We start from the raw sequence: 13,976 nt of genomic DNA, 5'->3' as shown, positions 1-13,976 counted from the left end.
TCGGTAAGTAAAAGGGGTATAATGGAATGTCACTCGAAAAACAAAGGCTAATAATAGATGCTGCAAGACTATATTATGACTCTGATTTTAGTCAACAAGAGATTGCTACCCAATTAGGAATCTCGCGTCCGACTGTATCACGATTACTCCAACAGGCAAAAGAATTAGGATATGTACGAATTGAAATTATTGATCCTCTAGAAGGCAATCAAGACTTAGCAAGAGAGTTAAAGCAAAAATATAATTTACAATCTGTTGAGGTTTGCTACTCACCGATCGACGACAATAATGAGATTTTACAAACGATCACAAAAAAAGCTGCAGATGTGTTAGTCGATTTAGTTCATGATGGTGATATTGTAGGTGTAACTTGGGGAACAACGATGTATCATATTGCAACGAAACTAAGTAATAAACAAGTAAAAGGGGTAGAAGTCATTCAACTTAATGGAGGAGTAAGTTACTCTAAAACGAATACTTATGCATCCGAAACGGTAAACCTGTTTGCTGAAGCATTTAATACCGTTCCAAGGTACTTACCACTTCCGGTTATTTTTGATAATCCACAAGTAAAACAGATGGTCGAAGAAGACCGTCATATTGGTCGATTAATTGAATTAGGGAAGCAATCAAATGTCGCCATTTTTACTGTAGGAACTGTAAAAAAAGACGCGTTATTATTTAGAGTGGGTTATTTAAACGAGAAGGAAGAACAGGACCTACAGACATTTGCTGTAGGAGACATTTGCTCACGCTTTTTTGATAAAGAAGGAAATATTTACTCTGAACTTCTTGATCGTCGAACGATTGGAATTGAGTTAGACGAGTTAAGAAGTAAGGAGAAATCTATTTTAGTTGCAGGCGGAGAAAGAAAAATAAATGCGATCCACGGTGCGTTAATGGGTAAATATGCAAACGTGTTGATAACGGATCAATTTACGGCAAAACGATTGCTAGAGCTGGGGTAAGGAGAAAAAAGGTAAAAGTCTCTTTATCTTGAAAAAGGAAGCCAGAAAAAGGCTTCTATTTTTTTGTAATTTATAGGAAAAATTATCCTTGAACATAAGTTCAAAATATATTTTACAAAATTTCATAGTGGTGTTATAGTAAAGACAGATTCGAAGTAACATCGTAAATAACATTAATTTTATGAAAATAACCTCATTAAGGGAGCGATTATATATGAATTATGCAAATTTAGTAGATCACACATTATTACGCGCTGACGCAAAAAGAGAAGAAATTGCAAAGCTTGCTGAAGAAGCAAAGGAATTTAGCTTTGCATCAATTTGTATTAATCCTACTTGGGTTTCTTATGCAAGTGAATTACTAAAGGATTCTTCAGTGAAAGTTTGTACTGTAATTGGTTTCCCTCTAGGAGCAAACACTCCAGAAGTAAAAGCATTTGAAACTACAAACGCAATTGAAAATGGTGCTGGAGAAATTGATATGGTGATCAATATTTCTGCATTAAAAGAAAAAAATGACGAATTAGTTGAAAGAGATGTTCGTGCAGTTGTCGAAGCTGCTAAAGGTAAAGCTTTAGTAAAAGTAATCATTGAAACTTGTCTTTTAACTGATGAAGAAAAAGTTAGAGCTTGTGAATTATCAGTTAAAGCTGGTGCTGACTTTGTAAAAACGTCAACAGGATTCTCAACTGGTGGAGCTACAGTAGAAGACGTAGCGTTAATGCGTAAAACTGTTGGAGAAAACGTAGGGGTTAAAGCATCTGGTGGTGTTCGTAACTTAAAAGACGTAGAAAATGTAGTAGCTGCAGGTGCAAACCGTATCGGTACTAGTTCTGGTGTTAAAATCGTTCAAGGTGAAGAAGCAAACACAGCTTATTAATTTCGAAATAATTTTAATATAAAAAAAAGTGAGTGAGTTATTGCTCTTTAGCTCTTACGTTGGTAATATGGTAAAGCGAAGACAAAACTCACACACTTTAATTAAGAATTACCTAACAATTCATTAAAGGGTGATAACAATGAATACTCAATCATTAATCAATGAAGCTTTAAAAGCCCGTGAAAATGCATACGCACCTTATTCGAAATTTAAAGTAGGTGCAGCAATTTTATTGAATAATCAAACTGTCTATACAGGTTGTAACGTAGAAAATGCTTCTTATGGACTAACAAATTGTGCGGAAAGAACGGCTATATTTAGTGCAGTAGCTGCTGGAAATACTTCAGCAAAGATCGAAGCGATTGCAATAGTAGGGGATACTGAAGGCCCAATTTCACCATGTGGTGCATGTAGACAAGTAATTGCAGAGTTTAGTGATGAAAATACAAAAGTATACTTAACTAACTTAAAAGGTGAGATCGCAGAAACAACGGTTAAGGAATTACTTCCTGGATCATTTAGTTCAAAAGATTTACAAGGTTAATCCTTGTCTGACATCTAACTTCTATATGATGTCTGACATCCAACAAATGCAAAGTTGTGTTCGTTTTGAAAGCGCTTATATTTATAAAAATAAAATTTATTGGATTTTCGGGGGAGAAACATGAAATATATTATAGCTCTTATCGGATTACTAGTTGTTTTCGGTCTAGCTTACATTGCTAGCAGTGATCGTAAAAACATTAAATATCGTCCAGTAGTCATAATGGTCGTTATTCAAATCGTTTTAGCTTTCTTATTATTAAATACAGAAGTAGGTTTAATCTTAATTAAAGGAATTTCTAACGGGTTTGGGAAGCTATTAGAATACGCTGCTGAAGGTGTGAATTTTGTATTTGGTGGATTGGCGAATGATGGTGCTTTTCCTTTCTTCACAAATGTATTATTGCCAATCGTATTTATTTCTGCTTTAATAGGTATTTTACAATACACAAAAATTTTACCGTTTGTCATTAAGTATATTGGTTTAATTTTAAGTAAAATCAATGGTATGGGTAAATTAGAATCCTATAATGCGGTAGCATCTGCAATATTAGGACAATCTGAAGTATTCATTTCAGTGAAAAAACAACTTGGTCTTTTACCAAAAAATCGTTTATATACGCTTTGTGCTTCAGCAATGTCAACAGTATCTATGTCAATCGTAGGTGCATATATGACAATGATTGAACCAAAATATGTAGTAACGGCAATTGTATTAAATTTATTTGGTGGATTTATTATTTCATCAATTATTAATCCTTACACTGTTTCAGCTGAAGAAGATATTTTAACGGTGCAAGAAGAAGAAAAACAAACATTCTTTGAAATGCTTGGTGAGTATATTCTTGATGGTTTTAAAGTAGCAATCATCGTAGCAGCAATGTTAATTGGATTTGTTGCATTAATCGGCGGAATTAATAATATTTTCGATATGATTTTTGGAATCTCTTTCCAAGGGATTTTAGGTTATGTTTTTGCTCCATTCGCATTCATTATGGGTGTACCATTTAAAGAAGTAGTTGATGCTGGTAGTATCATGGCAACAAAGCTTGTTTCAAACGAGTTCGTTGCGATGATGGATTTAGCGAAAGCAAGTCAACATTTCTCAACTCGTACATTAGGAATTGTTTCAGTATTCTTAGTATCATTTGCTAACTTCTCATCAATTGGTATTATTGCAGGGGCGGTTAAAGGTTTACATGAAAAACAAGGTAATGTTGTAGCTCGTTTCGGTTTAAAATTATTATTTGGTGCAACATTAGTAAGTGTTTTAACGGCAATTATCGTTGGGATCGTTTTACATTAATTTAATCCAAGCGTTTGACTTTGATCAGGCGCTTGTATTTTTTTTCTAATCTTAAAATAGGAGGGTTGAGTTAAAAAGTTAATCATAAAAAATTTTCTTTTTAACAATTCACTATGGGAACTGTAGGTTTACTCTTATCTGGTGCAACTCTATTTTTAAATAGTCTTGTTTTATTAAATAAAGCGAATGCTAAAAGTGCAGCTTTATTAAATTTATTTGTTGGTACTTTACAGATTATTTTTCCTTTCTATATCTTAATGCATTTAGGTGCTGGAAAGTGGGAATTATTTAATACGGCAAGTATCTTCTTTTTTGGTATTACTTATTTATATGTTGGATTTACAAATTTAAAAGGATTTAATGGCACTGGTTTAGGGTGGTTCTCACTTTGGGTATCAATCATGTCTGTGCTATGGGCTTTCGTTAATTTTGTAATTATACATGATGTAGTCACTGGGCTATTATGGGTTATGTGGGCATATTTATGGTACTTATTCTTTGCAGGCCTAGTATTAGGTAAGAAAATTGAAAGATACACAGGAATCGTTGCAATGATTCAATCGTGGACTACGATTACCCTTCCTGCCTTTTTTATGATTTTAGGGATCTGGCAAGATGCAATAATTTCAAAAGTATGGATCGTAGTTTTAGGAGCTTCAATATTGTATTTTGTCATACATGAAGTTAAAGTGTTTGTTACAAATAAGAGATTTCAGTTGTTTAATCAACCTGAATTAAAAAATTAATATTTAACACATATAAAAGACTAACTATTAGGTAAGTTCTATACTTCACCTTTTAGTTAGTCTTTTTTTATTTTGCAATCTATGTAAGTGCTAGAGAAAATTACCTTTTTATACATGAATGAACGATTAGTGAGAAAACTAAAAGAAAATATCTAGTTAAAGGAGAACCTACGTTGAATGAAAAAATATTTTCTTAAAATAATTATTTGTTTAGTTTTTTTGTTTGTACCATTCAAAAATATGTATGTTAATGCACATGAACAGCAGAAACAAGTAGCTTTAATTTCGATTAAAGATGGAATGATCACACAGGCTTTAAAATATATTGGTGAGCGTTTTCCAAATGTAACAGTAAGACAGCAATACACTGAGACATACTATGGCTTTTCAGTATCAGGTTCCCTTGAAGAGTTATCACAGTTAGCTAAAATGCCGTTAGTAAATGATATGCATTTTGTTACAACTTATAGAGCTCATTTAGAAGATAGCATTCCTTTTATTGGTGCGGAAGAAGCTCAATTATATAAGGATCAAAGGGGAAGAAAGATTACTGGAGAAGGAATTAAAGTAGGTGTAATCGATACTGGTGTTGATTATAGACATCCTGATTTGAAATCGAATTATGGTGGAGGTTACGATACGATTGATTTAGATAAAGATCCTATGGAAACTAAGCTTGAAGAAAAAAGTACATTTCATGGTACCCATGTAGCTGGTGTAATAGCGGCAAATGGAAAAAGAAAAGGCGTAGCTCCTAAAGCTAAAATCTATGCATACCGAGCGTTGGGGCCAGGTGGAGTTGGTACTTCTGAAACTGTAATGGCCGCAATCGAACGAGCAGTGAAGGATCAAGTAGATATCATTAATTTGTCATTAGGTAATGATGTGAATGGGCCGGATTGGCCAACAAGTATTGCATTAGATAAAGCAGTAGAAAAGGGTGTGCTTGCAATAACTGCAGCAGGAAATTCTGGTCCTGGATTATGGACAGTTGGTTCACCTGCAACTGCGTCAAAAGCATTAACTGTTGGTGCAAGCTATCCTCCAGTTCTTTTTCCATCTATTCATGTGAAAAATAAAGAAACAATTATTAATCCTATGATCGGTTCTGCTAAATGGAGTAAAGGTATAAATGGGCGATTCGTTTTTAAGAAATATGGTGAAAAAGGCGATTTAAAAAGAGTAAAAAACAAAATTGTATTACTTGAAAGAGGCAAACTCACATTTACTGATAAAGTAAAAAATGCTCAAGATGCTGGAGCAAAGGCTGTAATTGTATTTAATAATATTGATGGCAATTTCATAGGACAAATTAAAGGGAAATACACTATTCCTGCAGCCACTATTTCAAGAAAAGAAGGTTTAATGATTAAAAAGTTAATTGAAAAAATTAAAATAGATGCTAAAACTGGACATGAAAAAAAAGTTGATATTCTTGCGGATTTTAGCTCTAGAGGACCAGTAACTGGAACTTGGCAAATGAAACCGGATTTATTAGCACCAGGTGTACAAATAAAAAGCACAATTCCAGGTGGATATTTAGCGCTTCAAGGAACAAGTATGGCTAGTCCACATGTTGCAGGTGCAGCAGCTCTAATAAAACAATTGCACCCTGATTGGAGCATGGATGATTTGAAAAGTGTGCTAGTTAATACAGCAACACCATTATATAAGAATAATAAAAAGATGTATCATGCATACGAACAAGGGGCTGGAAGGTTAGATATTGAAAAAGCTCTAGAGACAGAAACTACATTATATCCGATGTCTTTATCTTTAGGAGTAACAAGAAAAGCGGATTTAAAAGTAAAGAAAGATTTTGTAGTAAGAATTTCTAATAAATCAAATATGCCAAAACAAGTCACAGCTATAAATAATCAGCCAGCTAAGGGAATACAATGGGTATTACCTAAGGCTTTTACGGTTCCTGCACATACTAGTAAGAAGATTAGTCTTTCTGCAACCGTAGATACGAAGGTATTAAAAGATGGATTTTATGATGGGGCTATTACATTTAGCACAAACGATGACGAAAATCTAAGAATGCCGTTTTTATTGCTACAGGGAGAACCGAATTTTCCGTCAGTAATGGGATTTCACTTTGGAAGAGTAAAAGGTAAAAATCGTTATAAATACGAACTCTATTTACCAAGTAAGGTTGAGGAATACAAGATTGCTGTTTTTGAATCAGAAACTTTCCGTTTGTTAGGTGTAATTGATGAACAGAAGAATAGTAAGAGGGGGATTATCAAGAAAGAACTAGTTTTAAAAGAATTTCCTAAAAATGGAATTTATAAGTTTGTGATCTTTTATAAACGTAAACAATATGAAAGTGCAACTGAATCTTACGTTAATGTCGCTAAGATTTATGTAGAAGACTAAAAATTGGTAAGTAAATTTTAATAGTTTTTTAATTTAGGTAATTGACACATTTTTGTAACATATTGTATGCTTAACATGAATGTTTAAAAGGGTTTACATTAAGTGTAAATACTATCTTATCAAAATTTTTTGAACGTTTTGTGAACAATTTGTGAACGTTTTCAATGTTTAGAGATTTTAGTTAATATTTGTTGTAGAATAAACCATGATAAGATTTTTGGCAATTTTTTGGGAATGAAAATTGACATGGAGGGATTTTGTATGAAAAACAACAATCAACATCCTCTTAAAGCAATGGCACTCATGTCTTCCATTCTAGCTCAACTTGTCGGTTCTATTCTCATAGGCATCTTTCTAGGGAGATGGATTGATTCATTTTTTAATTGGCCAATACCAGTATTTATGATCTTATTTTTACTGTTAGGATTATTTACTGGAATCTATGGTACGCTTAAATTAGTTAAGCAATTTACACCAGGGGACTAGTTACATGCAAAAAGAAAATTTTAGACGATTCACACGAGATATGTTGTATATCACTGCTTTAGCTGTTTTGGGTTGGGCATTTACCGACTATAAGACAATATTCACAGGTTATATTCTCGGAACAGTAACTAGCTTTTATTGTATATGGATTCTACACAGAAAGATAAATACCTTTTTTGACCGAGTTTTAAAGCAACAAAAAGTTCGATCTTTAGGTACTGTAATTTGTCTTTCAGCGGTGGCTCTAGCTATGGTCATCGCGCTTCGGTATGAAAATTTTGTGAGCATACCGGCACTAACTGCGGGATTAATGACAGGACATCTTGTCGTTATGATACATTTTGCATTACAACAAACGTCTTTTGCAAGGAAGAGAGGTGAATAAATTGGAACACGGCACTTATGGTTTTAAATTTATTGGTTTAGATTTTACGTTAACAAATGTTCTAATGACAACCATTGCTGCAGTAATCGTTTTTATCATCGCAGTTACATGCGCAAGAAGTCTAAAAATACGCCCATCAGGAAAGCAAAACTTTTTAGAGTGGGTTATAGATTTCGTTAAAGGCATTATAAACAGTACAATGGATTGGGAAACTGGTGGTCGCTTCCTTACACTAGGTGTGACATTACTTATGTACATATTTGTCTCAAATATGTTAGGTCTACCATTCGATATCTCAGTCGATGGAAAATCAGTTTGGAAATCACCTACATCAGACCCAGTCATTACTTTATCATTAGCAATCTTTATTGTTGGTTTATCACATTATTATGGTATTAAGATGCGAGGTTTTGGAGCGTATGGAAAAACATTCTTCCAACCAATGCCATTCTTATTCCCATTAAAAATTATTGAAGAATTAGCAAACACATTAACGCTAGGTCTTCGACTTTACGGTAACATTTACGCGGGTGAAATCTTACTTGGTTTACTTGCAACAATGGGTACACATGCTTATGCAACAAGCGCAGGCGAAGGCGTTCTTTGGACAATTGCAGCATCAGTACCAATGATCGTATGGCAGGGATTCTCTGTATTCGTTGGTTCAATCCAAGCGTTTATCTTCGTAATGTTAACAATGGTTTACTTGTCACATAAAGTGGCGGACGAGCATTAATCTGCTCACTAAATTTGGTAGTTAGATAAAAATTATTATAAAAAATATATTTCTTATGATTAAGAAGGAGGAAATTTAAAATGGCTTTAATCGCAGCGGCAATCGCAATAGGTTTAGGTGCACTAGGTGCAGGTATTGGTAACGGTTTAATTGTATCACGTACAGTAGAAGGTGTTGCTCGTCAACCAGAATTACGTTCAACTCTACAAACTTTAATGTTCATCGGGGTTGCATTAGTTGAGGCACTTCCAATCATCGCGGTAGTTATCGCATTCATGGCTTTCGGTAAAGCTTAAGATTAATTAAGCAGTTTAAAAATGGCGAAGTTTTGTGTTCACATTTACTTCGCCATTCCTTTATGACATTTTAGTTGTAAAGCTTAAATTTTGAAAATAAAGCATAGGTCGGTTAGTGTCCTAAGCTATGTTATAAAAAGAAAAACTTATTAAATGATACCCTTGAAGGGAGTGAAGGCTTGTGTTAAACGGATCATTATTCGTATTAGGTGAAGCACACGCATCAGGTATAGCTTGGGGCGATGTAGTGTTTCAATTAGTAATCTTCTTAATCCTACTTGCTTTATTACGTAAGTATGCATTAGGACCAGTAATGGGAATTATGAAACAACGTGAAGATCACATCGCTAATCAATTAGATTCAGCTGAGAAAAACAACGCTGATGCAATGAAACTAGTTGAAGAGCAAAAGCAAGAGTTAGTGGCTGCTCGTACAGAAGCTCGTGAGCTTCTTGAGAAAGCTAGAAAGCAAGCTGATGTACAACGTGAAGAAATCGTTGCAGCAGCGAAAGCAGAAGCTGAAAACATGAAAGAAAGCGCTAAGCGTGAAATTACTCGTGAAAAAGAGCTTGCAGTACAATCAGTTCAACAACAAGTGGCTTCATTATCTGTATTAATTGCTTCTAAAGTACTTGAAAAAGAAGTGAAGTCTGAAGACCAATCTGCTATTTTTGATCAATATCTTAAAGAAGTAGGCGAAGCTAAATGAGTAACGAAATAGTTGCAAAGCGCTACGCAAACGCTCTTTTTGAATTAGCTACTGAACAAAATTTAGTAGAAACTGTTGAACATGACTTACAAGTAGTGAAAAAGGAATATGTAGGAAACTTAGAATTAAATAAGTTTATACAACACCCTGGAGTAACGAAAGAAAGCAAAAAGTCTGTCTTAAATGACACGTTTGCTTCAATTTCTGAAACGGTGTTAAATCTAGTTTGTTTATTAGTTGATCGTGGGCGAGTAAGCATCATTCCTAACTTAGTAACTGAATATGTAAAGATTGCGAACGAAACTCGTAATATTGCAGATGCAACAGTATACTCTGTAACGGCAATGTCTTCTAAAGAACTAGATAAAATTGGAGCGTTATTCGCTTCTAAATTAGGTAAAAACTCAATACGTTTGAAAAACGAAATTGATCCATCTTTAATTGGTGGTTACAAAGTTCGTGTTGGAAACCGTATTTTTGATGGCAGTTTAAAAAATAAACTTGTTCGAATTGAACGTGAATTAATCGCAAAATAGTTTGTAGATAGGGGTGAAATGCATGAGCATCAAAGCTGAAGAAATCAGTGCGCTGATTAAAAAGCAAATCGAAAATTACCAAACTGAAATAGAAGTTAGTGATGTTGGTACAGTTATCCAAGTTGGTGACGGTATCGCTCGTGCTCATGGTCTTGACCAATGTATGTCTGGAGAACTAGTTGAGTTCTCTAACGGCGTTATGGGACTAGCACAAAACTTAGAAGAAAACAACGTAGGTATTATTATCTTAGGACCTTACACAGGCATTAAAGAAGGCGACGAAGTTCGTCGTACTGGACGTATCATGCAAGTTCCAGTTGGTGAAGCATTAGTTGGGCGTGTAGTAAACTCATTAGGTCAACCAGTTGATGGTTTAGGCCCAATTGAAACAACTAAATCTCGTCCAATCGAAAACGCTGCTCCTGGCGTAATGGCACGTAAATCAGTACATGAGCCATTACAAACAGGTATTAAAGCGATCGACGCTCTTGTACCAATCGGACGTGGACAACGTGAGTTAATCATCGGTGACCGTCAAACTGGTAAAACAGCTGTAGCAATCGATACTATCCTTAACCAAGCAGACCAAGATATGATCTGTATTTATGTAGCGATCGGTCAAAAAGAATCAACTGTTCGTGGACTTGTTGAAACTTTACGTAAGCATGGCGCATTAGATTACACAATCGTTGTAACTGCACCTGCTTCATCTCCAGCTCCAATGTTATACTTAGCTCCTTTTGCTGGTGTAACAATGGGTGAAGAGTTTATGTACAATGGTAAACACGTATTAGTAGTATACGATGATTTATCAAAACAAGCGGTAGCTTACCGTGAACTTTCATTACTATTAAAACGTCCTCCAGGTCGTGAAGCTTATCCAGGGGATGTATTCTACTTACACTCTCGCTTATTAGAGCGTGCAGCTAAGTTAAATGATGAGTTAGGTGGCGGTTCATTAACTGCATTACCATTCATCGAAACACAAGCTGGTGATATCTCAGCTTATATTCCAACAAACGTAATTTCGATTACTGACGGACAAATCTTTTTACAGTCTGACTTATTCTTCTCTGGTGTACGTCCAGCGATCAATGCAGGTCTTTCTGTATCACGTGTTGGTGGTTCAGCGCAAACTAAAGCGATGAAATCAGTAGCAGGTACGCTACGTCTTGACTTAGCGTCATTCCGTGAGTTAGAAGCATTTGCTGCGTTCGGTTCTGATTTAGATAAAGCAACTCAAGCGAAACTTAACCGTGGTGCTCGTACTGTTGAAATACTTAAACAAGGTTTACACAAACCTTTAAAAGTAGAAAAGCAAGTAACTAGTCTTTATGCGTTAACACGTGGTCACTTAGACAGCGTAGCAGTTGAAGACATTACACGTTTCGAAGAAGAAATGTTAGCTTGGATGGACAGCAACGCTAAAGGTCTTTTAGATGCTATTCGTACAACTGGTAAATTACCAAACGAAGCTGACCTTGACGCTGCAATTACAAACTTTAAAAAGAACTTTATTGCTTCTAAATAAGAGGGCAATTTAAATAACTGAAATTGAAGGAACGGGCCATTAGCTCGTCCTTCCTTTAACTGTTTACCAAAAGGTGGTGAAAACCTGTGGCATCATTACGCGATATAAAAACGAAAATTAATTCAACAAAGAAGACAAGCCAAATCACAAAAGCGATGGAGATGGTTTCTGCTGCAAAATTAAACCGTGCTGACCAAAATGCTAAGCAATTTGTTCCTTATATGGAAAAAATGCAAGAAGTTGTTGGAAGCATTGCGAAAGGTGTAAACAGTAGACATCCGATGCTTGTAACTCGTCCTGTAAAAAAGACTGGTTATATCGTTATCACTTCTGACCGTGGTTTAGCGGGTGCATTTAATAGTAACGTATTACGTGCAGTAACAAATACAATTAAAGAACGCCATCAGTCAAATGATGAGTTTGCAGTTATTGTATTAGGTCGTGTTGGACGTGATTACTTTAAGCGTATAGGTTATCCAATCGTTGAAGAGGTTTTAGGTATTCCTGATCAACCTTCATTCGATGATATTCAAAAATTTGCAAATCGTACAGTACAAATGTACTCTGATGGCATTTTTGATGAGCTATACTTATCTTATAACCATTTCGTAAGTAAGATTTCTCAAGAAGTTACTGAGAAAAAGCTTTTACCTTTAACAGATATTGACACAGGTAAAGCGACTACTAATTACGAATTTGAACCTTCTGATGATGAAATCTTAGAAGTTTTACTGCCACAATATGCAGAAAGCTTAATCTATGGTGCATTATTAGATAGTAAGGCTAGTGAACACGCTTCTCGTATGACAGCGATGAAAAGTGCAACTGATAATGCGAAAGAAGTTATTAGTAAGCTTACTCTTCACTATAACCGTGCGCGTCAAGCAGCAATTACACAAGAAATTACTGAGATTGTTGGCGGAGCAGCAGCACTTGGCTAATCTGCTAACAACGGGTTAATAAATTGATCGGCTTTTAAGGAAACAATGCTAGGAGGAAAAGCGATGAGCAATGGTATTATTACTCAGGTATTAGGACCAGTTGTAGACGTTAAGTTCGAAAACGGCCAATTACCACAAATTTATCATGCGTTACGTGTTCGTCAAGAAGCGGGCAGCGCAAATGAAGTAAACATTGATTTAACATTAGAAGTTGCTCTTCACTTAGGTGACGATACTGTTCGTACAGTTGCAATGGCATCAACTGATGGATTAGTACGTGGTATGGAAGCAGTTAACACAGAAAGACCAATTTCGGTTCCAGTTGGAGACGCTACATTAGGACGCGTATTCAATGTGTTAGGTGACAACATAGACTTAGATGAAGCAGTTGGAGAAGACGTACGTCGTGACCCAATTCACCGTCAAGCACCTAAATTTGAAGAATTAACTACAAAAGTAGAAATCCTTGAAACTGGTATCAAAGTAGTAGACTTATTAGCTCCTTATATCAAAGGTGGAAAAATCGGTCTATTCGGTGGTGCGGGTGTAGGTAAAACTGTATTAATTCAAGAATTAATAAACAACATCGCACAAGAGCACGGCGGTATCTCAGTATTCGCTGGTGTAGGTGAGCGTACTCGTGAAGGTAACGACTTATACCACGAAATGAAAGACTCTGGCGTAATCAACAAAACAGCGATGGTATTCGGACAAATGAACGAACCACCTGGAGCACGTCAACGTGTTGCCCTAACTGGTTTAACAATGGCTGAATATTTCCGTGATGAGCAAGGCCAAGACGTGTTATTCTTTATCGATAACATCTTCCGTTTCACACAAGCAGGTTCTGAGGTTTCTGCCCTTTTAGGACGTATGCCTTCAGCGGTAGGTTACCAACCAACTCTTGCTACAGAAATGGGTCAATTACAAGAGCGTATCACTTCAACAAACAAAGGTTCTGTAACTTCGATTCAAGCGATTTACGTTCCTGCAGATGACTATACGGATCCAGCACCAGCTACAGCGTTCGCTCACTTAGATGCAACAACTAACCTAGAGCGTCGTTTATCTGAGATGGGTATTTACCCAGCGGTAGATCCATTAGCATCTACATCTCGTGCATTAAACCCTGATATCGTTGGGGAAGAGCACTATGAAGTAGCTCGTCAAGTTCAATCAACTTTACAACGTTATAGAGAACTTCAAGATATCATCGCAATCTTAGGTATGGATGAGTTATCAGAAGAAGATAAATTAGTCGTAGCTCGTGCTCGTCGTATTCAATTCTTCTTATCTCAAAACTTCCACGTTGCGGAGCAATTCACAGGACAAAAAGGTTCTTACGTACCAGTTAAAGAAACTGTTAGTGGATTCAAAGAGATCTTAGAAGGTAAATATGATACTCTTCCTGAAGATGCATTCCGTCTAGTTGGACGCATTGAAGAAGTAGTAGAAAAAGCAAAAACATTAGTATAATAATTGTCTAATCGAAAAGCATGTTCATCATTCTTAATTGAATGAACTTGATTAG

The 13,976-nt window shown here is 35.6% G+C and carries 15 protein-coding genes; all 15 read left to right on the top strand.

Translation table 11 applies throughout. The features are described from left to right. Positions 1 to 26: 26 nt before the first annotated feature. Positions 27 to 968 (top strand): DNA-binding transcriptional repressor DeoR, encoded by a 942-nt coding sequence (locus COC46_RS09690; protein WP_098809502.1) that lies wholly within the window; start codon positions 27 to 29, stop codon positions 966 to 968. A gap of 214 nt (positions 969 to 1,182) precedes the next feature. Beyond that, positions 1,183 to 1,848: a deoxyribose-phosphate aldolase gene (gene deoC, locus COC46_RS09685; RefSeq protein WP_098809501.1), complete on the top strand. Its 666-nt coding sequence runs from the start codon at positions 1,183 to 1,185 to the stop codon at positions 1,846 to 1,848. A 139-nt stretch (positions 1,849 to 1,987) separates the two neighbouring features. Beyond that, positions 1,988 to 2,392 (top strand): cytidine deaminase, encoded by a 405-nt coding sequence (locus COC46_RS09680; protein ID WP_098809500.1) that lies wholly within the window; start codon positions 1,988 to 1,990, stop codon positions 2,390 to 2,392. Between the two features lie 120 nt (positions 2,393 to 2,512). Next, positions 2,513 to 3,697, top strand: coding sequence for a NupC/NupG family nucleoside CNT transporter (locus COC46_RS09675; protein WP_098809499.1), 1,185 nt, complete (start codon positions 2,513 to 2,515; stop codon positions 3,695 to 3,697). 113 nt (positions 3,698 to 3,810) lie between these two features. Continuing rightward, a complete protein-coding gene (locus tag COC46_RS09670) occupies positions 3,811 to 4,443 on the top strand; it encodes an AmiS/UreI family transporter (protein WP_098809498.1) in 633 nt (210 codons plus the stop codon). A 177-nt stretch (positions 4,444 to 4,620) separates the two neighbouring features. Then, positions 4,621 to 6,825 (top strand): S8 family serine peptidase, encoded by a 2,205-nt coding sequence (locus COC46_RS09665; protein ID WP_098809497.1) that lies wholly within the window; start codon positions 4,621 to 4,623, stop codon positions 6,823 to 6,825. A 261-nt stretch (positions 6,826 to 7,086) separates the two neighbouring features. Continuing rightward, positions 7,087 to 7,311: an AtpZ/AtpI family protein gene (locus tag COC46_RS09660; RefSeq protein ID WP_098809496.1), complete on the top strand. Its 225-nt coding sequence runs from the start codon at positions 7,087 to 7,089 to the stop codon at positions 7,309 to 7,311. A 4-nt stretch (positions 7,312 to 7,315) separates the two neighbouring features. Continuing rightward, the gene (locus COC46_RS09655) at positions 7,316 to 7,696 is read left to right on the top strand and encodes an ATP synthase subunit I (RefSeq protein WP_098809495.1); all 381 of its coding nucleotides are present in this window, start codon (positions 7,316 to 7,318) and stop codon (positions 7,694 to 7,696) included. Between the two features lies 1 nt (position 7,697). Then, complete coding sequence (gene atpB, locus COC46_RS09650; protein ID WP_098809494.1) at positions 7,698 to 8,432, top strand: F0F1 ATP synthase subunit A; 735 nt, start codon at positions 7,698 to 7,700, stop codon at positions 8,430 to 8,432. 80 nt (positions 8,433 to 8,512) lie between these two features. Next, entirely contained in the window at positions 8,513 to 8,728 is a 216-nt protein-coding gene (atpE, locus tag COC46_RS09645) for a F0F1 ATP synthase subunit C (RefSeq protein ID WP_025568599.1), read from the top strand. A 181-nt stretch (positions 8,729 to 8,909) separates the two neighbouring features. Further along, positions 8,910 to 9,437: a F0F1 ATP synthase subunit B gene (gene atpF / locus COC46_RS09640; RefSeq protein WP_098809493.1), complete on the top strand. Its 528-nt coding sequence runs from the start codon at positions 8,910 to 8,912 to the stop codon at positions 9,435 to 9,437. Beyond that, the gene (locus COC46_RS09635) at positions 9,434 to 9,973 is read left to right on the top strand and encodes a F0F1 ATP synthase subunit delta (protein ID WP_098809492.1); all 540 of its coding nucleotides are present in this window, start codon (positions 9,434 to 9,436) and stop codon (positions 9,971 to 9,973) included. The genes atpF and COC46_RS09635 overlap by 4 nt, the downstream gene beginning before the upstream one ends. Before the next feature lie 22 nt (positions 9,974 to 9,995). Next, on the top strand, positions 9,996 to 11,504 hold the full coding sequence (gene atpA, locus COC46_RS09630; RefSeq protein ID WP_098809491.1) for a F0F1 ATP synthase subunit alpha: 1,509 nt from the start codon (positions 9,996 to 9,998) through the stop codon (positions 11,502 to 11,504). Between the two features lie 86 nt (positions 11,505 to 11,590). After that, entirely contained in the window at positions 11,591 to 12,445 is an 855-nt protein-coding gene (locus tag COC46_RS09625; protein ID WP_098809490.1) for a F0F1 ATP synthase subunit gamma, read from the top strand. A 63-nt stretch (positions 12,446 to 12,508) separates the two neighbouring features. Continuing rightward, the gene (gene atpD / locus COC46_RS09620; protein ID WP_098809489.1) at positions 12,509 to 13,921 is read left to right on the top strand and encodes a F0F1 ATP synthase subunit beta; all 1,413 of its coding nucleotides are present in this window, start codon (positions 12,509 to 12,511) and stop codon (positions 13,919 to 13,921) included. The last annotated feature ends 55 nt before the right edge of the window (positions 13,922 to 13,976 follow it).

Origin of the sequence: Bacillus sp. AFS041924 (assembly GCF_002577195.1) — a bacterium.
In the GTDB taxonomy this organism is placed as follows: domain Bacteria; phylum Bacillota; class Bacilli; order Bacillales; family Bacillaceae_G; genus Gottfriedia.
This window is presented reverse-complemented; position numbering and strand designations above follow the sequence as displayed.

Bases quoted from the DNA above. Each gene is read 5' to 3' on its own strand.
- deoC (WP_098809501.1), top strand. From the start codon at position 1,183: ATGAATTATGCAAATTTAGTAGATCACACATTATTACGCGCTGACGCA.
- COC46_RS09655 (WP_098809495.1), top strand. From the start codon at position 7,316: ATGCAAAAAGAAAATTTTAGACGATTCACACGAGATATGTTGTATATC.
- COC46_RS09635 (WP_098809492.1), top strand. From the start codon at position 9,434: ATGAGTAACGAAATAGTTGCAAAGCGCTACGCAAACGCTCTTTTTGAA.
- COC46_RS09690 (WP_098809502.1), top strand. From the start codon at position 27: ATGTCACTCGAAAAACAAAGGCTAATAATAGATGCTGCAAGACTATAT.
- atpA (WP_098809491.1), top strand. From the start codon at position 9,996: ATGAGCATCAAAGCTGAAGAAATCAGTGCGCTGATTAAAAAGCAAATC.
- atpD (WP_098809489.1), top strand. From the start codon at position 12,509: ATGAGCAATGGTATTATTACTCAGGTATTAGGACCAGTTGTAGACGTT.
- atpE (WP_025568599.1), top strand. From the start codon at position 8,513: ATGGCTTTAATCGCAGCGGCAATCGCAATAGGTTTAGGTGCACTAGGT.
- COC46_RS09670 (WP_098809498.1), top strand. From the start codon at position 3,811: ATGGGAACTGTAGGTTTACTCTTATCTGGTGCAACTCTATTTTTAAAT.
- COC46_RS09675 (WP_098809499.1), top strand. From the start codon at position 2,513: ATGAAATATATTATAGCTCTTATCGGATTACTAGTTGTTTTCGGTCTA.
- COC46_RS09680 (WP_098809500.1), top strand. From the start codon at position 1,988: ATGAATACTCAATCATTAATCAATGAAGCTTTAAAAGCCCGTGAAAAT.
- COC46_RS09660 (WP_098809496.1), top strand. From the start codon at position 7,087: ATGAAAAACAACAATCAACATCCTCTTAAAGCAATGGCACTCATGTCT.
- COC46_RS09665 (WP_098809497.1), top strand. From the start codon at position 4,621: ATGAAAAAATATTTTCTTAAAATAATTATTTGTTTAGTTTTTTTGTTT.